The sequence below is a fragment of the Allolucifera butyrica genome, from assembly GCF_900476375.1.
Taxonomy (GTDB): Bacteria; Bacillota; Negativicutes; order Sporomusales; family UPPP01; genus Lucifera; species Lucifera butyrica.
Map to the genome: position 1 here is coordinate 1 of NZ_UPPP01000066.1, position 20,052 is coordinate 20,052.

A 20,052-nucleotide genomic window follows, 5' to 3' on the forward strand; every position below is an offset into this window, starting at 1 on the left:
ACAAAGAGGGAGCAAAAAACAAAACTTATTCGATGAAAATTAAATCTGGTGAGCACACCGAACAAATGGCGTTCCAGGAAAGCGAGTACTTCAAGGAAAAGGCGAAAGAGCGCTACAAGATTGAGGCTAAAAACAGTGAACTCAAACACAGGCACGGGTATGACGTAGCGTCATCTTCGGGTCTTGTTGGCATGGAGTTACAAGGGGCGATGGCGATATTTACTGTTAATATAAAGAGAATATTGAAACTGATAAAATAAGAGACAAGTTATAAAGGTTTTTCCAGATAGTAAAAGACGACCATTATCCCAAAATTGGGAATAAGGGTCGTCTTTTATTTCTTACTCTTGAGCTTTGCTCCGAAAAACTACAAGTTCTTCAGTGGCCTCCTCTGGCAGTACAAGGTCTTTTCTATTGCATATTTACTTCTTCCCGGGCTAGGGTTGAATGGTAATCTTCTTGACGACCACATCCTCCACCGGACGGTCACTCTCATCGGTTTTTACTTTGCCAATGGCTTTTACAACATCCATTCCTTCAATCACTTTGCCAAAAACAGAGTGGTGATGATCCAGCCACGGCGTTGGTTCCAGGGTGATAAAGAACTGGGAACCACCGGTATTGGGGCCGGCATTGGCCATGGACAAAATCCCCGGCGAGTCATGTTTCAAATCGGGACTAAACTCGTCAGGAATCGTATAGCCCGGTCCGCCCGTACCCGTACCGGTTGGATCTCCCCCTTGAATCATAAATCCGTCAATAACCCGGTGAAAAATGGTTCCATCATAAAATTTCTTGTTTACCAAACTAATAAAATTCTTGCTGGTAATCGGCGCCTTGTCCTCAAAAAGTTCTACTTTAAACGTGCCTTTCGTAGTCTCAAATACGGCCACAGGGTTTTTAACCGAGCCAGCCGGCGCTGCGCTTTTATTGGGTGCCGGTATCGGCTGCGTTCCCTTGCCGCTTCCTGAGCAGCCGCTAAACAGCAATACGTTTAGTACCAAAACAACGGCAACACCCACCGTCCATCTTTTCATATGCTTTGACTCCTTTGCCTAATTTGGTATATATTGTATCCTTCGTTTACTTTATAATTCCAATCGAGTTTAAAAAGACAACAATCAGCAGCGCCGGCGTAACGTAGCGGACAATAAAGAAGTAAACGGAAATAAGCGAGTTGATCTTCAATGCCCCATGATTGGATAATTCACGCCGCACATCGTCTTGCTTGACTACATAACCCATGAAAATGGCAATTAACAGACCGCCTAATGGCAATAGAATATTGGAAGACAGATAGTCAAACAAATCAAAGAAGCCTTTGCCGAAAATTGTAATATTGCCCAAGAGGCTGGCTTTATCCACCGAGAGAGTGGCCAGCACACCGACAATGGCAATAAAGAGGCCATTTAAAAGAGCGGCTTTGGGGCGGGAAACTTTACGTTCTTCCGTAAAATACGCAATCGGCACCTCCACCAGTGACAGCATGGCCGTCGTTGCTGCGATAGAAGTTAAAAAGAAAAAGGCAATTAATAATAGATTTCCCAAGGGCATTTTAGAAAAAACCAGCGGAATGGTCATAAATAAAAGGCCCGGCCCGGCACCCGGCTCCATACCGAAAGAAAATACGGTCGGAAAAATGGCAATGCCGGCAAGCAGGGATACCATCGTATCGGACAGAGCCACCCGGACTGCCGTGCCAAACAGATTATTGTCCTCCGTAAAATAACTGCCATAGGTAATCATCGTTCCCATACCCAGGGACAGTTTAAAAAAGGCCAGACCCAACGCTGTCAATATGGCGGCAGCCGATAATTTGCCGAAGTCAACATGAAACAGAAAGTCTACGCCGTTCCAAGCCCCTGGCAGCGTCAACGCCCGGACATCACAAATCAGGATCAGGACAAACAATAATGGCATCAACGTCTTGGTAATTTTCTCGATGCCTTTTTGTACCCCCATAGCCAAAATAGCGGAAACAACGATCAGCACAATAGCCTGCCATATAATCGGCGAAACCGGCCCCATAATGACATTCCCGAACTGAGCTTTTGCCGTCTCCATAGTAATCGCGGCAAAGTCGCCCCGGATCGCTTTGAATAAATAAAAATAGACCCATCCGGCTACCGAACTATAAAAAAACATAATAAGATATGATGACATAACACCCATGGTACCGATGTGTTTCCAACCGGTTCCGGGTTTTAGCTCTGCTAAGGCGCCAATGGCATTTTTTCGCGTCTTACGGCCAATATAAAATTCTCCCAGCATAACCGGCAATCCAACGAAGAGTATACATAAAAAATAAATCAATAAGAAGGCGCCCCCGCCAAATTGTCCTGTAAGATAAGGAAACTTCCATATATTCCCCAAGCCGACAGCCGAACCCAGCGTAGCAAAAAATACGGCCAGCCCGGAAGAAAACTTCTCCCGCTTTTTCCCGCTTTCCGTCTCCATGTTATGTTTCCACTCTCCCTTTCCTATTCTACATTAATCTACCCTGTAGAATGTTAACAAACTGTGTGCATACTGTCAAGTTAAGCCAAAATTTGGATGCCAAAGTTTAACTTTTCTAAATATTTCGATTTATAGTCTTGATTTTGGGAATGAATGGTTTATAATTTAAGATGGAAGTATATTTTCGTCTGAACTGTTTTTTTCGGATTGTTTTTAATAATCAGCAGGATAAATTAATACAATTAAACAATGGGCATATTTTGCGCTAGTGGGACTCAAATTGCACTCACGGGACAAAAAGAGTCCCTGTGTGGATAAATATTCTATATTAAAGGAGTGATATTCGTTGGACCTTTCATTCATGATCCCATTATCCGGAGGTATTACTGTATTGGTTGCTATCTACCTGGTCTGGTACGTATTTAAAGCAGACCGGGGCGATGAATCCATGCAGGAAATTGCCCTGGCCATCAAACAGGGAGCGATGGCCTTTCTCAAACGGCAATACACAACAATTGCCATTTTAGCCGTCATCGTTGCAATTATTCTTAGCCTGGTAACCAAAGACGGCGGTCATACCCCGCTGGCATTCGTAATTGGCGCTTTATGCTCGGCCCTGGCCGGATTTATTGGCATGTATGTTTCGGTCAATGCCAATTTGCGAACAGCCTCCGCTGCCAGACGCAGCTTAAACGATGCTCTCAAAATTTCCTTTCGCGGCGGTGCTGTCACCGGGTTGGCAGTGACTGCTCTCAGCCTGCTCGGTGTGGCCGGTTTGTTCTACGGCTTTAATGGCGTGAACAATCCGCAGGAAGCCCCCCTTTTAATTGTCGGGTTTGGTTTTGGGGCCAGTTTTGTTGCCTTATTTGCCCAGCTTGGCGGCGGAATTTATACCAAAGCTGCGGATGTAGGCGCTGACCTCGTTGGTAAAGTAGAAGCGGGTATTCCGGAAGATGATCCGCGAAATCCTGCGGTAATCGCGGACCTTGTCGGCGATAATGTCGGCGACTGTGCAGGACGTGGCGCCGATTTGTTTGAATCGACGGCGGCGGAAAATATCGGTGCCATGATCTTAGGCATTGCCTTGTTTCCGGCCTTTGGAATCAACGGAATCCTTTTTCCACTGGTAGCCAGAGCCTTCGGTCTTCTTGCTTCCATTGTGGGGATTTTCTGCGTAAGGACAAAAACAGTAGAGTCGGAAGACCCCAATCCTATGGCAGCCCTCAACATCGGCTATGGCGTTACCAGTATTTTAGCCATTATCGCCATGTATTTTGTAACAAATCAAATGATTAATAAAAATGGCAGCGGCATCTACTTTTTCGGCTGTGCCGTAATCGGCATCATAACCAGTTATTTATTCGTACTGGTTACGCAATATTACACGGATACTAAATACAGTCCTGTCAAGCAAATTGCCCGTTCATGCCAAACCGGACCGGCAACAACGATCATTACCGGATTTGCCGTCGGTCTGGAAAGCACCGCTGCTCCGGTCGTCATCATTTCGGCTGCTTTACTGCTCTCGCATTATCTGGGTAGCGCCAGCGGCCTTGCCGGCGGCGGCATATACGGAACGGCTGTCGCTACCATGGGAATGTTGTCAACCTGCGCTTATATTCTGGCCATGGACACCTTTGGTCCCATTACCGACAATGCCGGCGGTATTGCCGAGATGTCACACCAGCCATCAAATGTGCGATTTATCACCGACCTTTTGGACGGCTGCGGCAACACCACTAAGGCCATCACCAAGGGATATGCCATCGGCAGCGCCGCCTTAGCTACCTTTCTGCTCTTCTCGGCTTATCTTGATGAAGTCCAGCTTCTCGACAAATCTTTCAACCGTATTGTTGATATCGGTAAACCGGAAGTGTTTGTGGGCGGTTTTCTGGGTGCAATGCTGGTCTTCTTATTCACTTCTACCGCCATTCGGGCGGTTGGCAATGCAGCCCAATATGTTATCAAAGAAGTACGGCGTCAGTTTGCTGAAATTAAAGGAATTATGGAGGGCATTACCAAGCCTGATTACGCGACCTGCGTCGACATTGTTACCCTGGGCGCTCTCAAACAAATGGTCCTGCCCGGCATCATCGTCGTGGTTGTTCCCATCGTCGTAGGGATTATCCTTAAGGCAGAAGCCGCTGCTTCCTTCCTGATGGTCGCAACCATGACCGGAATCCTGATGGCGCTTCTCCTTAATAACGGCGGCGGCGCCTGGGATAATGCCAAGAAGTGCATAGAACTGGGCGGTATCTATGGCGGTAAAGCGTCGGAGGCCCATAAAGCCAGCATCGTCGGCGATACTGTCGGCGACCCGTTCAAAGATACGGCCGGCCCTTCCATCCACGTATTAATTAAATTATTAAGTACTATCACCCTGGTCCTGGCTTCCCTTTATGTATGAAGGACCGCTGAGTTTTCAGCGTAGGACACAAGATTCAGACCAGCCTTCTCCGTTCACCGGAAGAAGGCTGGTTTTATTGTTGTCTTATAGCGCCTTACCCGCCGCAGCGACAAAGTGATCAAAAATATTCTGCATTGCCGGGGATTGCTCCACCAGTCTTTCCGGATGCCATTGTACACCGACGATCCAGAGAGAGTCGTCTTTTTCGATGCCTTCAATTACACCGTCCTTGGTTCGGGCATTGATCAAGAAACCGGGAGCAACCCCTTTGATAATCTGATGATGGGAACTGTTGGTCATAATGCGTTCCACCCCCATCATGGCATGCAGCCGGCTTCCCGCAGCGATTGTCACCGTGTGCCAGGCGGCATTACCGGGGCAGTTCTGGTTATGCTCCAGACGATTGCCTTTTACCCAGGAAATATCCTGGTATAACGTTCCGCCAAAAGCAACATTCAGCAGTTGTACTCCCCGGCATATGCCCAGTAATGGTTTTCCGGCCGCTTTCGCCGCCTGAACTACTTTAATTTCATATTCATCCCGTTCCAGACTGACAAAACCCAAAGGACCGACCGGCTCCTCCCCATAAAAGGAAGGATGAATATCGCCGCCGCCGGACAGTAAGATTCCCTGGCACATGGCTACCTGTTTATCTAGTGTATCGGCATCATTGACGGCGGGAATAATGATAGGAATCCCGCCGGCCCGGGTAACCGCCCTGATATAGTCCCTCCCGACACAGGACCGTTCACTGCCGGCCAATATGCCGCCTTCCACCATCATGGGACTGGCCGTAATACCGATAACCGGTTTATTCTCCGTCACAGCTATCTCGCCCCTCTCTTTGCATTCCTCTCCGGAAAAACATCAGCGCAAAACATTCCGGATAACCCGCTCGGCATTGTTATGGCAAATTTTTTCTATATCGCTTTCGGCAAAGCCGGCGCTCCGAAGACCTTGCTCCAACTTGCCGATCTCCCCGATATGAGAAACTTCACAGACCGGCTCAATGCCGTCAAAGTCGGTGCCCAGCGCAATGACATCGATTCCGCCGACCTGCCGGATATGCTTAATATGACGAACCATATCTTCAACTCGGCTTATCTCGCTGTTTCCTAAAAAAGTCCGTTCAAAATTAATGCCCATAACGCCGCCCTTCTCAGCCAAAACCCGAATCATATCATCCGTCAGGTTCCTTGGATGGTCTTGAACCGTCCGGGCGTTGGAATGAGAGGCCACAAACGGCTGTGTTGAAAGAGCTGCCACATCATAAAAACCCTGGTCCGAGAGGTGGGAAACATCAATCAGCATTCCCAGCCGGTTCATCTCCCGGACTACCTCCTTGCCAAACGGGGTAAGTCCCCGGGAGCGGTATTGAGCCTCCTTATTGGGATAACCAATTTCATTGGGATAATTCCAGGTCAGGGTAATGAGCCGTACTCCCAGGTGATAAAAATTCCGTAAATGGTGAAGCTGTCCGCGTAAAACTCCGCCTTCTTCAATAGTCAGAAAAGCGGAAATCTTGTTTTGACGTTTGTTTTCAAGCAAATCCCGGTAGTTTCCGGCCCAACGAAGGGCATCCTGATTTTTTTCCAGTTGCGCATAAAAAGTATCCGCCATTTCCAGACAAGTCTCCAACGCATTGTCTGTTTTTTGCAAGTCAACAAATAGGGCAAAAAACTGAGCCATTGAAGAGGCTTGCTTTAGTTTTTCCACGTCTACGCAAAAGTCATTTTGCCGCAATTGTAACGTGTTTTTATCCGCCATCAGCAGTAAAACAGTATCGCAATGAAGATCAATGATCGGCATAATCTCAGCCTTCCTTTCCCGGCATTTTCAATCCGACACAAGTTTAACACACCTATCTCTTACTATATATTTTTTAATTAGGATTTACAATGCGGAGCCACTTAAAAAAGAAAAAGCCGGCGCATACAGCACCGGCTTCCAATATTTATTTACACTAGTTTTACCGCTTCTTCGACAATGGCCGTCGCATTTTTAATTGCTTTCTGCGGCTCAACCCGTAAAGTTGGTTTTCCCTTAAAACGTTCTTCTTCTTTCACTGCCACATCGACGGCAAAAATTACCACGCCAGCCTCGGCTACTTCTTTGGCGGTAATTTTATTCTCCACACCGATAGAGCCCTGGGTTTCCACCTTTATACTATGACCCAGCTTTTTGGCCGCCTTTTCCAAGGCAGTCGCCGCCATATAGGTATGAGCAATTCCAGTGGGACAGGCCGTAACTGCTACAATTTTCATGATTACCATCTCTTTCCGATTAGTTTTATTCTATTTAAAGTAATTCAATCGTCAGGCGTCCATTCCCTTTCCATTTTCCACTTCTTCCACAACCGTTTTTTTCAGGGCATTCACCATCAACGCAGTAATCGCAATGCCGATGAGAATGGCTACAATAAACATGATGCGATTGTCAACCACCGGCAAAACAATCGGCCCACCGTGCGGCGCATGGTCACCGACACCGAACATGGCGGCAACGGCAGCGCCGATAGCCGAACCGGTCATAATGGAGGGAATTACCCGCAACGGATCGGCTGCAGCAAAGGGAATGGCTCCTTCCGTAATGCCGATCAATCCCATAGCCAAAGCACCATAACCGGCTTCGCGTTCCGTTTCATCATATTTTTTCGGTGCCAGCAGGGTCGCAACCCCCATGCCGAGCGGGGGAATACAAATGGCAACAGCAACCGGCCCCATTACCGTGTAAACCCCTTGTCCGATCATGGCTGCACCAAACAAAAACGCCACTTTGTTAACCGGACCGCCCATATCAAACGCGATCATCGCACCCATAACCAGGGCCAATACTACGGAACTGCCGGAACTCATGGACTTCAGACCGGCGGTCATGGATTCCATCAACCCGGCGATGGGATTGCCAATTACATAAATCATCAAACCGCCAACCACTAAAGCAGACAGAAGCGGAATCACAAAGATCGGCATGATCGGACGAATCGTCGGTGGAACCCGCCAGCCTTTAATCCATCTGGCCACATAACCGGCAATAAAACCGGCGATAATGCCGCCCAGAAAACCGGCTTTTATGTTCATGGCCAGGAAGCCGCCAACCATACCGGGAGCGATACCGGCCCGGTCGGCTATGGCATAGGAGATGAAACCGGCCAGAACCGGCACCATCATCTGGAATCCGGCAACCCCAATGTTCAGCATATTAACCAATACCGGGTTGGTTACATTGGCACCCTTTCCTGCTTCCACCCCGCTCAGAGCAATAGAGAACGCAATCAGTACGCCACCAATTACTACAAAAGGAATCATGTAGGAAACACCGGTCATTAAATATTGTCTAATTCTTTTTAATTCGTCCACCTTTTTTCCTCCTCTATACTATAAATGCAATTAACAAGCCTTGATATCTTTCAAGGCATTCAATACTTCCCGTCGGCTGTTCGCCTTTTTCAGGGATTCTACGAAATCATCATCCATCAGCTTACGGGATAATTGAGATAAGACCTTAAGATGAAAATTGTCCACATTCTCTTCCGGAACTCCCAAGAGGAAAATCATATTTACCGGACTGCCGTCGGCGGCATCCCACTCAATTCCGGTTTTGGATTTTCCAAAAACAATCATCGCCTCCTTCACTGCTTTTGATTTTCCATGCGGTATGGCTATTCCGTTTCCCACCCCCGTTGTGTAAGTTTTTTCTCTTTCCATAACGCTTTGGGTATAGTCATCCAAAGAGGCCAGCTTTCCTTCCTTTGCCGCCATAAGAGCCAATTGCCGAATGGCCTCGTCCTTAGTGGCGGCTTCGAAATCAAGTAAGATAAGATTCTCATTGATTAACACGGCAGAGTTCCCTCAACTTTCCTGATAGTTTTTCTTCCTCGTTTATATGCCGCAATTCAGCCAAAAACTCGTCGCGGTCAATTTCGTTATACAAATTGCCCAATAATGTTTGCACATAACGTAAATCACTCGTTGCCAGGGCTATTAGAAAAATAATATCGACCTGCTCTTCCCCATCCCAGCTGACCGGCTCATCAAGGATAGTTACGGCTACTACAGATTGATTGACTAACGAGGGTGCACCGTGTGGTACGGCTACCCCCTTGCCGATGGCTGTCGGCGCGGTACCTTCCCGGGCAACAACACTGCTGAAAAAATCCGGCCGGACATACTCCTTCTTCTCTAGCCGGGAACAGATTTCTTCTAAAATCGTTATTTTCTCCTGCCCGGCTTCCACTATCCGGATCCCTTCAAAACACAAAGGGCGGTCACTCCCCGGCGTGTTTTTAGCCGGCATGTCACTGAGAAATTGGGCAATCCGTTTAATATCATTTTGTGTCAGGAGCGGATTAATGTTAAGAACCGGCAAATTGGCCTCAATGGGTACGGTTGATATGATAATATCCACATCCTCCAGCACACTCTCTTTCAAAGCAACGACTGAAATAACGTCCTTGATTTCGATTTCCCGGAAACACCGGTGCAGCCTGGCCGCCAGCATCTGAGAAGTGCCAATGCCGCTTGTGCACACTACCAGAGCCCGGAATGGTTTTTGTGCCCGCTCCACGGCTGCCCCCAGGTGCAGCGCGATATAACCGATTTCTTCTTCCCCTACCCGGCGTCCCAGATAACGTTCAAACACGATACTCGTCATCCAGGCTACCCCGTAAATTTCCGGATAGTTTTCCTTAATCTCGTCTAATATGGGATTGCGCAATGTTAATCCATATTTTAAACGGTTAATGGTTGGTCGCAAATGTAAAATCAATCCGTTTTTAAGCTGCTTATCATCACTCAGGTCAATAGTCAGCGCATTTTCCGCCGCTTTGATAATCTCTTTCGTCATAACGGCGGCCAAATCATTACTTTCTTCGCCGTCCAGGTCCACATTGATCGCATCTACTTGATTTTGCTGCATTTTGGCACCCAGGATATGCAACAGAATATAAACGATCTCGGATTCCGAAAAAGTAATCTGAAAAGAATCTTGGATTTCCCTGGCAATCTGTTCCGCCACCGGATATTCATCTTTCTCCCGCAGGTTTTGCAGAACAGAAGGCGAAAAGCTGATATCTTTGTTACTTTCCAGACGTTTCATAGCGATGGCAATATGAATAATAAAACTAATATAAGCTTCATCGGAGAATCGGAACTTCAGCTTCGATTCAGCCCGGGTGACGATTTTTTCCAGTTGGTGATAATCCAAATTAAGCAGTTCTTTCAGTTTTAGCAGCGTTTTGTAATCAATCCGTCCATTGTAGTCTTCATACAAAAGCTCTTTCAGTTCATTTTGCTGCTTGTTAGAGGCAATCAGGCTGGCTACGGCATTACGCCATTGTTCCTCTTCTCCGCTGATCTCCAGGCCATAGTTGGTTTTGGCAATCAGAGTGAGATTAAATTTGGACAGCCAGTGTTCCACATCGTCCAAATCCTTATGCACGGTTACCCGGCTTACGTAAAGTTCATCGGCCAGCTCTTTAGTGGTAATCCGACCCTCACTGATTAAGAGACGTTTCAGAATATAATTTTTGCGGTCTTCCGGGGAAAATGGTTCTATAAAACCGGCCGCATTCCGGATTTCCTGGACTAGTGCCGTCTTACACCCGTCAGACCCCTCAATACTGATTCCTGATCCCGGTTTCTTCTGCAAGGTTAGTCCGTTTTGCCGCACATAATCTTCTACTTTCGCCAATTCATTGCGAATCGTTTTATTGGATACTTTCAGCCGGCCGGCTATCGCATCGACAGTCACCGGCAATTTGCTTTCCAATAAAATATGAATGATTTCAGTAGTCCTGTCCACACCCACTTCACCCCTTAGCACAGCGTTGACGGTTGCTTTGAATCCAGGCAATAATTTCAAATAATTCTGACTTCCCTACAGGAGCTAAAGAATTTGTAAACAAAATTACCGCATCAATGTGGCAATTATTTTTTATCATCTTCATCCTTCCCTATCTTTAATTATAGCCACAAACTCAACAAATTCAATGCCTTCATACGTAACACTTTATGCCGCAACAATGTGGCAAAAATTTATTAATAAGAAAGACCGCTAGTGCGGTCTTTCGGCTCAATTTCTATTATTTTACAAAACCCGGCTTCTGGCCGGTTCCTCATTTAACCCCCAGGCACTCCGCGCACTCCAGGCCGCCCGGTATACTTCATCCAGACCATTGTTGGCCAAGAGAGCCTTATGCATAGTATGCAAAACCACTGCCGTGGTGACCATGTCTACCGTCTTTACCGGAATTCCTGTTTCCTGGGTAATCGCCGCTCCCACACCGGATAAGGAGCCCATATCCACCAGCAATACAATTCCCTTTCCTTCATCCACTTCTTTGGCCAGGGCAATTGCCTGAGGAAAAATGTCGTCGGCACAAAGTTCCATTGACATGTCAATAGCCCGGGCACTGCTCACGCCAAGCAGTTTATTGGCAAAATCGACAAGACTGCTGGCCGTGGATTTTCCGTGAGCAATCACCATAATTCCCACTCTGCTGTTTTCTTCAAAGGCCGACTCTTCCAGCGTCGCCAGCATGAGGGCTATAAAACCGGTTTCCTCTTCCGGTATATCCATATTGGCGTAGGCACCGATAATAGCAGCCATTTGTTTGGCAGCTTTCATCTCCTGCGGATAAGTACGGGCAATAAAAGGCAGTTTGGGATTGAGAATGACCTGGCCGCGTTCAATTCGCTGCAAGGAAGAAACAATGTGAATAGCCAGCGCCTGATATAACCGTTCACTGACCGCTTTATTCAGCAAATCGGCAACAACCGAACAGGCCTGGTCTAAAACCGGAATAAATGCCGGCGGTACCAGGTTAGGTAAGTAATCGGGGTCTATCGGGTCAACCCGGGGATAAATCTGGCGAAAATACTGGTCAATATCTACTTCAATGCATTTTACAACTTCTTCATCGTCAAGCCCCTGGCGTTCCAGAAAGTTAACCCGGTTCGCCAGCTGCTGATAGAAATCAACCGGCAACAGCCGTTCACTTTTATCCACGCTTAATAAATCGGCTGCGGCAGGTACAAGCAGACGGCCGGTCCGGGAAACAAGCCGGAAAGCTTCCTGATGCCGGGGATTGTCCGCAGTTGCCGATTGCCGCACTTTGGCCGGCAATGCCTCCCGGTCGATAAAAATATTTTGTTTTTGCCGGATATAGGTCAAAAAAACCTTAGCACAAATAATCTGCAAATCATTACGAAGTTGTCCGATATTGCCCGGACATTCATAAATCAAAAGCGCCAGTACGGCTTCCCTGTCCACTACAATGTCGGCTTGAATATGCGCTGCTTCCCGGGCCAGCAGGTATTTTACCAGTTGAAGCCTTTCCCGCATAGGACGGGCATTCAATTCAGGCAGGGAAATAACCATGGGAATTCGCCGCAAAAAGGTTTTAAGCATAAACGAATCCGGTTCCTCGGTCGTGGCTCCGACCATCATTAGCTGAACTTGCCGTTTATTCTCCACTTCTCCCATACGCCGGAACTGCCCTTTATCCAAGAGATAAAAAAGCATCTCCTGTCCTTCCGGCGGCATTCGGTGGATTTCGTCAAGAAAAAGCATGCCCCCGTCGGCTTTTTCCACCAGGCCGGCTTTTTCTTTTTCCGCGCCGGTAAACGCCCCCCGGACATGTCCAAAAAGCTGCGACAAAAGAAGTTGCGGATTATGGGCATAGTCCGCACAATTGAATACTACCATTTGCCCGCCCGGACGTACGCGCCCTTCCTTTTGGGCAAAAGCGAACATATACTCGGCAAATAAAGTTTTTCCTACGCCGGTAGGTCCCACCAACAGGGTATCCAGTCCTTTTGGCGGGTAGAGAACAGCCGATTTGGCCTGTTCAATGGCATTCTGCAAACTCCCTTCGGCTCCGACAAGATTCTCAAACACCGTTTCGCTTTTTTCGGTCAATGGCGCCTCTGTCTGAAACTGCCGTGTCATTAAAGGCTGCTTGACAACCGGATTTAGCGGCTCAAGGTTTCCTAATTCCCGGTGGTGTTGAATCGTATAAGGCATTATGCCGCTCCACCGGGGAAACTTTTTCTTCACCCAGGCAAAAGCCAGATAATAGGTCGGCCGGCCTACTGTTTTTACTACGGCGCCATCACGGTGCAGCTGATTTAAATCACTGCTCGTATTACTCCGCGACAAACCGCAGTGCATTGCCACCTGCTCGGCAGAAAAACCTGCCGGCTCATATTGGTTCAGTACTTCGGCGGGCATACCGGAACAAAGTTCTTCCAACGCCGTTAAAACTCGCAATTTACGCCGCTGCACCAAAGTCCCCCCCTCGCAAAACACTAACGAAACACTATCTATCTTTCTTTATTATAAGGGAGCCCGTTTCAGGATGCAAGATGAAAAAGACCACTTAGGGCGGTCTTTTGGTAATTGGAAATTAGTAAATTGGAATAAAGGCGCAGACGTAAAAAGAGGCCGCCGGTGTCGGCAGCCTCTTACTAAAACAATTTACTTTCTTATATGGACATAATACTAGCCAAGTTAAATTCTTCTGCGTCAATAACCTTTTTCTGTCCTAACGCGTCGGCAAAATCAATTGCCACAATATTGGCTCCCTGGCAGCCAAGCATAACATTCGTCTTGCCGTCAAGCAGCGCTTTGACCGCACCGGCGCCCAAACGGCTGGCCAGCACCCGGTCAAACACGGTTGGCGATCCGCCCCGTTGAATATGACCCAATACGGAGACTCGCGTTTCCAAACCGGTTTTCCGGTGAATATGATCACCAATCGCCATACCGTTGCCGGCCCCTTCCGCAATCACGATAATGCAATGATGCTTATTGGCTACCGCTTCTTTGACCCGTTCGCAAACCCTATTCAGGTCATAAGCGATTTCCGGAATCAAAATCAGTTCGGCTCCGCCGGCAAATCCGGCGGTAAGAGCAATCCAGCCCGATTCCCGTCCCATAACCTCCACGACCATAACCCGGCCGTGCGCTGAGGCGGTATCCCGAATTTTGTCAATGGCATCCACTACGGTATTTACGGCCGTATCGGCTCCCACTGTATATTCGGTTCCCCATAAATCGTTATCAATCGTTCCGGGAATCCCGGCAACCTTCATCCCCATCTCGCCTAGTATCCTGGCCCCACTTAAGGAACCGTCCCCGCCGATGACAACCAATCCGTCGATACCCAGTTCCTGCAGGTTAGCCAACGCCTTTTGCTGGCCTGCCGATGTCCGGAATTCCTCGCTGCGGGCAGTACCTAAAAACGTGCCGCCACGATGAATGGTATCGGAAACTGCACGGGAATCCAACGGAACAATCTGTTTGCCAATAAGGCCCACATAGCCGTTATGAACTCCGAACACTTCGATGTTTTTTGCTTGAGCCGCCCGAACAACGCCACGAATGGCGGCGTTCATACCCGGACAATCCCCTCCGCTGGTAAGAACAGCAATCTTATTAATCACAATCATTTCTCCTGTTCGTCAGTTTTAAGGCTATTTTACCATAAAAGCCTAGTCTTCCGAAACAGTATATTTTTGTTTTATTTGCTGTAAATACGCCCTAATTTCGGCACTTGTGCCTAATTTCATGGCTTCTTTCGCATAAGCTTGTGCTTCGTCCGTCTTAATCCTGCGGATGAGGTTTTTTACTTCCAGTACGGCCCCGGCATGCATAGAGAACTCATCCAGACCAAAACCGGTTAACAATACAGTAGCCAGTGGATCACCCGCCATCTCACCGCACATGCCTGTCCACTTGCCGGCATTATGTGATGCCTCAATGACCCGGGAAATCAGGCGGAGTACTGCCGGATGAAAATAATCGCTCAAATACGCCACTTGCTCATTCATGCGATCGACAGCCACTGTATATTGAACCAAATCATTGGTTCCGATACTGAAAAAGTCCACTTCCTGCGCCAGGACGTCGGCCATAACCGCCGCAGCGGGAATTTCTACCATGATCCCCACAGGCACTTTCTGCTTGCAGGCAATACCCTGCCGGGTCAATTCTTCCCGGGCCTGATTCAACATGCTTTTTGCCTGCCGGAATTCTTCCAGCCCGCTTATCATCGGAAACATAATATGAAGGTTGCCGTAGACACTGGCCCGCAGCAGGGCCCGCAGCTGGGTCTTAAAAATATCCGTCCTGGAGAAACACAGGCGGACTGCCCGCAAACCCAGAGCCGGATTGGCTTCCGGCGGCAATCCCAAATAATCCAGTTCTTTATCGCCACCTGCATCCAGGGTACGGAAAATAACCTTCTTATTGGGCAATCCTTCCAGCACTTGTTTGTAAGCTTCAAACTGTTCCTCTTCCGTCGGCAGTTCTGTACGGCCCATGAAAACAAACTCCGTGCGGAACAAACCGATACCGTCGGCATTTACATTCTGCACCTTGGCAATCTCCTGGGGAGTGCCGATATTGGCGGCAATTTCTACCACCCGCCCGTCGGCGGTCTGACTGGGCAGTTCTTTTACCGCCGCCAGCAGTTTCCGCCAGCGTTGGTAGTCCTCCAGTTTCTTTTCATATTTGGCAACGGTTGCGGCATCGGGGTCCACAAGAACCAAACCGGCACCGCCATCCAGGATAATCGTCGCCCGCGGGCTAATCTCATCCAGTTGGCCCCCCAGCCCGACGACAGCCGGCAAGCCGGCTGCTCTGGCCAGAATGGATGTATGGGACGTTTTACCACCCAAAGCGGTGACAAAACCCAGCACCTTATCTTTATCAAGCAAAGCCGTATCAGACGGCAGCAGGTCCTGGGCCACGACAATTCCATTGCTGACAGCCGCTGCTCCGTCATTGTCCCGCCCTTGCAATTTCCGGGTAAGCCGGCGCCCGATATCAGTGATATCCGCCGCCCGTTCCCGCATATAATCATTATCCATGGCGGCAAACATGGCCGCCATTTCGGCAGTTACTTTATGAACGGCGAAAACAGCACTTTGGCGATTGTTAATCATTTCGGTAACGGCATCGACAAGAGTAGGATCCTCCAGCATCATCCGATGCGCCGTAAAAATCTCCGCCTGCTTCGCACCCAACTTTTCCGTCATCGTTTCAATTTGCTTGTCCAGCTCCGCCTTGACCGCGGCACAAGCGGCTTCAAAACGCTCCAACTCTTCCTGTTCCGCCCCGGCGGCAATGGTTTCCGGGCAATCCTGCTGCTCCGTCTCTTCCAGCCATACCGCTTGCCCGATGGCGAACCCCTCCGACACTCCAATTCCTTGCAATGTTTTCATTTTACTCATTCTTCCCCGAACTTCTCTTCCACCATCTTCGCCAACGCTTTGATCGCTTCCGCAGCATCGGGACCTTCCGCTTCCAATACTACTTTGTCACCCATGGCAACACCCAAACTCATAACACTCAAAATACTTTTGGCATTTACCTTGCGGCCGTCTTTGGAAAGTGAAACGGTAGAATTAAATTTAGCAGCTGTTTGCACGAATACTGAGGCCGGACGAGCATGAAGCCCCGCTTTGTTTTGAATTGTAAGTGTCTTTTCCATAATCAGAATTACCCCTTTCCATTCTTACTATTACCTGAAACCTCGTTAAAGTTAACAAGCAATAATCATGCCAAGTAGTGTTTCATTGTTATAAAAGCAATATTCTAAACATTTCAAGGATTTTTACCCCAACAGCTGTAAGGCCCGCCAACAGCGTTTTGTTTGTGTTTCGTTTCAGTATTACTTATTTGATTCATTCCTTCTTAGTATGCCACTCGTTCCGGTATTTATATTTTAGCTAAAATGCATTTACCTTGTACTCATAATCGGCTATACTAAATATCAAAAATAAACTACGATGAAAATTATGCAAGCGAGGGAAAAACTATGCATCGATTCATTCTCTTTCGCAATATCCTGCAGGATCCAATAATCCAAAAAGTCCGGTATTGCCTGGCTCAGCCGGAAAAGGAAGAGCCTTACTTTGATCTTACGGGCGACTTGATCACCCAGGGAGAGTTGTTAGGCCTCAAAGGCAACCTCCTGGTCAGCTACATTATCTATTTACTTTCCCGGGACGAAAATATATTCAGTACCATGGCGGAAAAAGCCGGCCGCCATATTGGCTCCGGGCTCTACCAGGCCGCCATTCATGATATGAAAATTATCAAGGACCTGTTAAGAATCCGCTTGCCGGCCCGGTTGCCCCTCAGCGAATCTTATGAGCCGACTTTCCTTCATAATCAGTCCTATTGGGAAGAATTGCGAGCCTGTTTTCTTAGTGATGCTTCCCCCGGAGACATGGTAGAAAAATTAATTGAATTTTACCGTTGCTGTGGCACGGGTGATATGGCCGGCTATGCTGCCTTCCGCTGGAACAATACGGACCGGAGATTAAGCGGCATTGAACACTATGATCCCATTCGCTTGAACGACATCATCGGCTATGAGTATCAAAAGGAAGTGCTAATACGCAACACCCTTGCGTTTCTAGACGGCAAACCGGCTAATAATGTTCTCCTGGTCGGCGCCAGAGGCACGGGAAAATCGTCTTCCGTCAAAGCCTTGGCCAACGAATACTTCTCGCAGGGACTGCGTTTGGTGGAAATTGCCAAGCAGGAATTGGGGGCACTCCAGGCGGTTATGGCTTTTTTACGGCATAAAAGTAAAAAATTCATTCTCTTTATCGACGATTTATCCTTCGAAGAGTTTGAAATCGAATACAAGCATCTAAAATCGGCCATTGAAGGCGGCGTAGAACAAAAACCGGACAACGTGGTAATCTACGCCACATCCAACCGGCGCCACTTAATCCGGGAAAACTGGAATGAACGGAGCGGCGACGCCGACGATATCCATTTTAACGATGCGATAAACGAAAAGATCTCCCTTTCCGACCGTTTCGGCATTACCCTTACCTATCTCGCTCCTGATCAAAAAGACTACCTTACAATTATCAGCGAGGTTGCCCAACGAAACGGTATTTGCCTTTCGCCCGAAGAACTCAGGAAAGAAGCCCTGCATTGGGAAATGTCCCACAGCGGCCGTTCCGGCAGAACGGCGCAACAACTGGTCAATCATCTGCTCTGCCGGCAATCGTCGTAAAAATAATTAAAACCCGCTCAGCGCGGGTTTCCGGATTTGCCTTTTTCTTTAGCCGGCTTGGGAACGGCCCGTAAAACAATCTGGGTTCCGTCCAGCACCGGCTTAATTTCATAATCGACTATGCCTTCCTTAAATAATTTCAATTTTAACTCCAAGAGCAGCTTGCCAATCTTTTCTTCCAATTCAGGGCTTAAAAAGGCATTGGCGAAATGATCCGCTGAAGGTTTCTTGCTGCTTTTGTCCTGTTTGGCAGGCACTTCCTCATCCGGCATATGTTCAAAAGTAATCTTCTCCTGATAACCGGCCAGCATTTCCTGGTCGGTTAAATTTTTTTTAATTTTACCCATTCCTAAGTCCTCCCCATTTATCCTTGCGCTTCCTCCAGAGTAAAGCCGAACCGTTCCTCAATAAATTCAATAAATACTTTGCAAATGGCCGGGTCAAACTGCGAGCCGGAGCATCTTTTGATTTCCCGCAAACATTCCCGCAGACTCACCGGCTCCCGGTAACAGCGATGAGTTGTCATTGCGTCAAAGGTATCACAAATGGACAACATGCGGCTGAAAAAGGGGATCTCCGTTTCTTTCAATCCATCAGGATAGCCCCTGCCGTCAAAACGTTCATGATGATGGCGCATAACCGGCACAATCGCTTCTATACCCTCAATCTCTGCCAGCATATCGGCCCCGTCGGCGGCGTGGCGCTTCATAACGGCATATTCTTCCTCCGTAAGACGGCCCGGCTTAATCAGAATATGTTCCGGCGTCTTTATCTTGCCCACATCATGCAATAAACCAACCATATAGGCCAGACTGATTTCGTCGGAAGAGCGAAAAATCAGGCTGGCCAGGCCGGCCATCAGCTCGGCCACATGTTCGGCATGCATTGCTGTATAAGGATCACAATAGTAAATTTGCCGGCAAAACATTTCAATGGTGTCCATATCAATCTGTTCGATAATTGATAGCTCCGTTTGCTGTTTCATCTCCATCTCACCCTATCGTAGAGAAATATCTTGCCAATTAGAAATTTGTTTTCATGTCATTTTTTTATTTCTTCAAATATTCTGTAATTCCTTTTCCAGTTTTTCCGCCACCTGCCGGTGCGGACCGGCAAAAGCAAGCCGGCTCCATGCCGAAGGTTCCAACCAGACAATATTTTTCCCGGCCGGCAAATCACCCTTTTTAATTAACCGGCAACGGTAAAAAACAATATCCCACTGCCGGTGACTAAAAACATGTCTGGACTGCCAAAATAAACCTTCTCTCTCCACCTGCTGTCCCAACTTCTCAGCCATCATCCGCCGGTAAGCACCGAAATCATCGGTCTCGGTGTCCGCTATTTCGGTAGCAGGAAATTCCCACATGCCGGCCAGCAGCCCTTTAGCCGGCCTTTGCCGCAGCAAAAAAGCCCCGCCGTCTTGAACAATCCCGGCAACCACCCTTACAGTCTTTACAGCCATCTTCTTCCGGCGAAAAGGTACAACTTGTTCCAGTCCCCGCCGGCGGGCCTGGCACACGGTCTCCAGCGGACAAAGGCTGCAACGGGGCACAGCGGGAATACATATGGTCGCTCCCAGATCCATGATAGCTTGATTATAATCCCCCGGACGACTGACCTCCATATTTTGCAGAACCCATTCCGTAATTTGCCGCTTGCTGCTCGACAGGGCATTGTCTTCCCGCCAACAGTACAACCGGCTGAAAACCCGCAACACATTCCCGTCAACAGCAGTTGCGGTCTTATTATAAGCAATGCTCACGATCGCCCCGGCCGTATAATCGCCCACGCCCGCGACCGTTTTCATTTTCTCTTTCGTATCGGGAATCCGGCCATTGTATTGCGCTTGTACCTCCCGCACGCCCTTCAGCAAATTACGGGCCCGCGAGTAATAACCCAGCCCTTGCCAGTAATGAAGGACTTCTTCTTCTGCTGCGGCCGCCAGGTCCTCTAAAGTGGGAAACCGTTCCAGCCAACGTTCAAAATATGCTTTGACGGCTTCCACCCGGGTTTGCTGCAACATAACCTCGGAAACCCAAATTTTATAAGGGTCTTTATCCTGCCGCCAGGGCAGTTCCCGCTTATTGGCGTCATACCACGCCAGCAATAATCCTGCAAGACTCATACTGTTCTCCCTGAGCCTGCT

The 20,052-nt window shown here is 48.2% G+C and carries 18 protein-coding genes; 3 read left to right on the plus strand and 15 right to left on the minus strand.

Annotation, left to right across the window (positions count from 1 at the left end):
• Nucleotides 1-260, plus strand: a 260-nt coding sequence (locus LUCIF_RS09125; protein ID WP_207857313.1) for a transposase, incomplete at its 5' end; no start/stop codon positions are given.
• A 177-nt stretch (nt 261-437) separates the two neighbouring features.
• Here the strand turns inward: LUCIF_RS09125 and LUCIF_RS09130 are convergent.
• Both LUCIF_RS09130 and LUCIF_RS09135 read right to left on the minus strand, forming a co-directional pair.
• Complete coding sequence (locus LUCIF_RS09130) at nt 438-1,037, minus strand: peptidylprolyl isomerase (protein WP_122627571.1); 600 nt, start codon at nt 1,035-1,037, stop codon at nt 438-440.
• A gap of 46 nt (nt 1,038-1,083) precedes the next feature.
• Nucleotides 1,084-2,457, minus strand: a complete 1,374-nt coding sequence (locus LUCIF_RS09135; RefSeq protein WP_122627572.1) for a sodium-dependent transporter — start codon at nt 2,455-2,457, stop codon at nt 1,084-1,086.
• Between the two features lie 361 nt (nt 2,458-2,818).
• Between LUCIF_RS09135 and LUCIF_RS09140 the strand changes: the two genes are divergently transcribed.
• Complete coding sequence (locus LUCIF_RS09140; protein ID WP_165865943.1) at nt 2,819-4,864, plus strand: sodium-translocating pyrophosphatase; 2,046 nt, start codon at nt 2,819-2,821, stop codon at nt 4,862-4,864.
• A gap of 84 nt (nt 4,865-4,948) precedes the next feature.
• Here the strand turns inward: LUCIF_RS09140 and LUCIF_RS09145 are convergent, their stop codons facing one another.
• The 10 genes from LUCIF_RS09145 to LUCIF_RS09190 form a co-directional block, all read right to left on the minus strand.
• Complete coding sequence (locus LUCIF_RS09145) at nt 4,949-5,689, minus strand: gamma-glutamyl-gamma-aminobutyrate hydrolase family protein (RefSeq protein ID WP_122627574.1); 741 nt, start codon at nt 5,687-5,689, stop codon at nt 4,949-4,951.
• 42 nt (nt 5,690-5,731) lie between these two features.
• Nucleotides 5,732-6,673 carry a dipeptidase gene (locus LUCIF_RS09150; RefSeq protein ID WP_122627575.1) on the minus strand — a complete coding sequence of 314 codons (942 nt, stop codon included), beginning with the start codon at nt 6,671-6,673 and terminating at the stop codon, nt 5,732-5,734.
• Nucleotides 6,674-6,822: 149 nt separating this feature from the next.
• A complete protein-coding gene (locus LUCIF_RS09155) occupies nt 6,823-7,128 on the minus strand; it encodes a PTS fructose transporter subunit IIB (protein ID WP_122627576.1) in 306 nt (101 codons plus the stop codon).
• Between the two features lie 51 nt (nt 7,129-7,179).
• On the minus strand, nt 7,180-8,223 hold the full coding sequence (locus LUCIF_RS09160) for a PTS fructose transporter subunit IIC (RefSeq protein WP_243638710.1): 1,044 nt from the start codon (nt 8,221-8,223) through the stop codon (nt 7,180-7,182).
• A 30-nt stretch (nt 8,224-8,253) separates the two neighbouring features.
• Nucleotides 8,254-8,703, minus strand: coding sequence for a PTS sugar transporter subunit IIA (locus tag LUCIF_RS09165; protein ID WP_122627577.1), 450 nt, complete (start codon nt 8,701-8,703; stop codon nt 8,254-8,256).
• On the minus strand, nt 8,690-10,726 hold the full coding sequence (locus tag LUCIF_RS09170) for a BglG family transcription antiterminator (RefSeq protein ID WP_122627578.1): 2,037 nt from the start codon (nt 10,724-10,726) through the stop codon (nt 8,690-8,692). Before LUCIF_RS09170 ends, LUCIF_RS09165 begins: the two co-directional genes overlap by 14 nt.
• A gap of 225 nt (nt 10,727-10,951) precedes the next feature.
• On the minus strand, nt 10,952-13,150 hold the full coding sequence (locus LUCIF_RS09175; RefSeq protein WP_122627579.1) for a sigma-54-dependent transcriptional regulator: 2,199 nt from the start codon (nt 13,148-13,150) through the stop codon (nt 10,952-10,954).
• Nucleotides 13,151-13,350: 200 nt separating this feature from the next.
• On the minus strand, nt 13,351-14,316 hold the full coding sequence (pfkA, locus tag LUCIF_RS09180) for a 6-phosphofructokinase (protein WP_370745093.1): 966 nt from the start codon (nt 14,314-14,316) through the stop codon (nt 13,351-13,353).
• A gap of 42 nt (nt 14,317-14,358) precedes the next feature.
• Nucleotides 14,359-16,092 carry a phosphoenolpyruvate--protein phosphotransferase gene (ptsP, locus tag LUCIF_RS09185; RefSeq protein ID WP_122627581.1) on the minus strand — a complete coding sequence of 578 codons (1,734 nt, stop codon included), beginning with the start codon at nt 16,090-16,092 and terminating at the stop codon, nt 14,359-14,361.
• Nucleotides 16,093-16,097: 5 nt separating this feature from the next.
• A complete protein-coding gene (locus tag LUCIF_RS09190; RefSeq protein WP_243638711.1) occupies nt 16,098-16,361 on the minus strand; it encodes an HPr family phosphocarrier protein in 264 nt (87 codons plus the stop codon).
• A 327-nt stretch (nt 16,362-16,688) separates the two neighbouring features.
• On the opposite strand from LUCIF_RS09190, the gene LUCIF_RS09195 reads away from it, so the two are divergent.
• The gene (locus tag LUCIF_RS09195) at nt 16,689-17,906 is read left to right on the plus strand and encodes an ATP-binding protein (RefSeq protein ID WP_122627583.1); all 1,218 of its coding nucleotides are present in this window, start codon (nt 16,689-16,691) and stop codon (nt 17,904-17,906) included.
• A gap of 17 nt (nt 17,907-17,923) precedes the next feature.
• Here LUCIF_RS09195 and LUCIF_RS09200 read toward each other — a convergent pair whose 3' ends face one another.
• From LUCIF_RS09200 to mutY, 3 genes are all read right to left on the minus strand, one after another.
• Nucleotides 17,924-18,253 carry a hypothetical protein gene (locus LUCIF_RS09200; protein WP_122627584.1) on the minus strand — a complete coding sequence of 110 codons (330 nt, stop codon included), beginning with the start codon at nt 18,251-18,253 and terminating at the stop codon, nt 17,924-17,926.
• A gap of 17 nt (nt 18,254-18,270) precedes the next feature.
• Nucleotides 18,271-18,891, minus strand: a complete 621-nt coding sequence (locus LUCIF_RS09205; RefSeq protein WP_165865944.1) for an HD-GYP domain-containing protein — start codon at nt 18,889-18,891, stop codon at nt 18,271-18,273.
• Between the two features lie 72 nt (nt 18,892-18,963).
• Nucleotides 18,964-20,031, minus strand: a complete 1,068-nt coding sequence (gene mutY, locus LUCIF_RS09210) for an A/G-specific adenine glycosylase (RefSeq protein WP_122627586.1) — start codon at nt 20,029-20,031, stop codon at nt 18,964-18,966.
• Nucleotides 20,032-20,052: the final 21 nt, after the last annotated feature.

Excerpts from the sequence above, each read along its gene's own strand:
- LUCIF_RS09200 (WP_122627584.1), bottom strand. The coding sequence starts at position 18,253 with ATGGGTAAAATTAAAAAAAATTTAACCGACCAGGAAATGCTGGCCGGT.
- LUCIF_RS09195 (WP_122627583.1), top strand. The coding sequence starts at position 16,689 with ATGCATCGATTCATTCTCTTTCGCAATATCCTGCAGGATCCAATAATC.
- LUCIF_RS09190 (WP_243638711.1), bottom strand. The coding sequence starts at position 16,361 with ATGGAAAAGACACTTACAATTCAAAACAAAGCGGGGCTTCATGCTCGT.
- LUCIF_RS09155 (WP_122627576.1), bottom strand. The coding sequence starts at position 7,128 with ATGAAAATTGTAGCAGTTACGGCCTGTCCCACTGGAATTGCTCATACC.
- LUCIF_RS09140 (WP_165865943.1), top strand. The coding sequence starts at position 2,819 with ATGATCCCATTATCCGGAGGTATTACTGTATTGGTTGCTATCTACCTG.
- ptsP (WP_122627581.1), bottom strand. The coding sequence starts at position 16,092 with ATGAAAACATTGCAAGGAATTGGAGTGTCGGAGGGGTTCGCCATCGGG.
- LUCIF_RS09135 (WP_122627572.1), bottom strand. The coding sequence starts at position 2,457 with ATGGAGACGGAAAGCGGGAAAAAGCGGGAGAAGTTTTCTTCCGGGCTG.
- LUCIF_RS09205 (WP_165865944.1), bottom strand. The coding sequence starts at position 18,891 with ATGAAACAGCAAACGGAGCTATCAATTATCGAACAGATTGATATGGAC.
- pfkA (WP_370745093.1), bottom strand. The coding sequence starts at position 14,316 with ATGATTGTGATTAATAAGATTGCTGTTCTTACCAGCGGAGGGGATTGT.
- mutY (WP_122627586.1), bottom strand. The coding sequence starts at position 20,031 with ATGAGTCTTGCAGGATTATTGCTGGCGTGGTATGACGCCAATAAGCGG.
- LUCIF_RS09130 (WP_122627571.1), bottom strand. The coding sequence starts at position 1,037 with ATGAAAAGATGGACGGTGGGTGTTGCCGTTGTTTTGGTACTAAACGTA.
- LUCIF_RS09150 (WP_122627575.1), bottom strand. The coding sequence starts at position 6,673 with ATGCCGATCATTGATCTTCATTGCGATACTGTTTTACTGCTGATGGCG.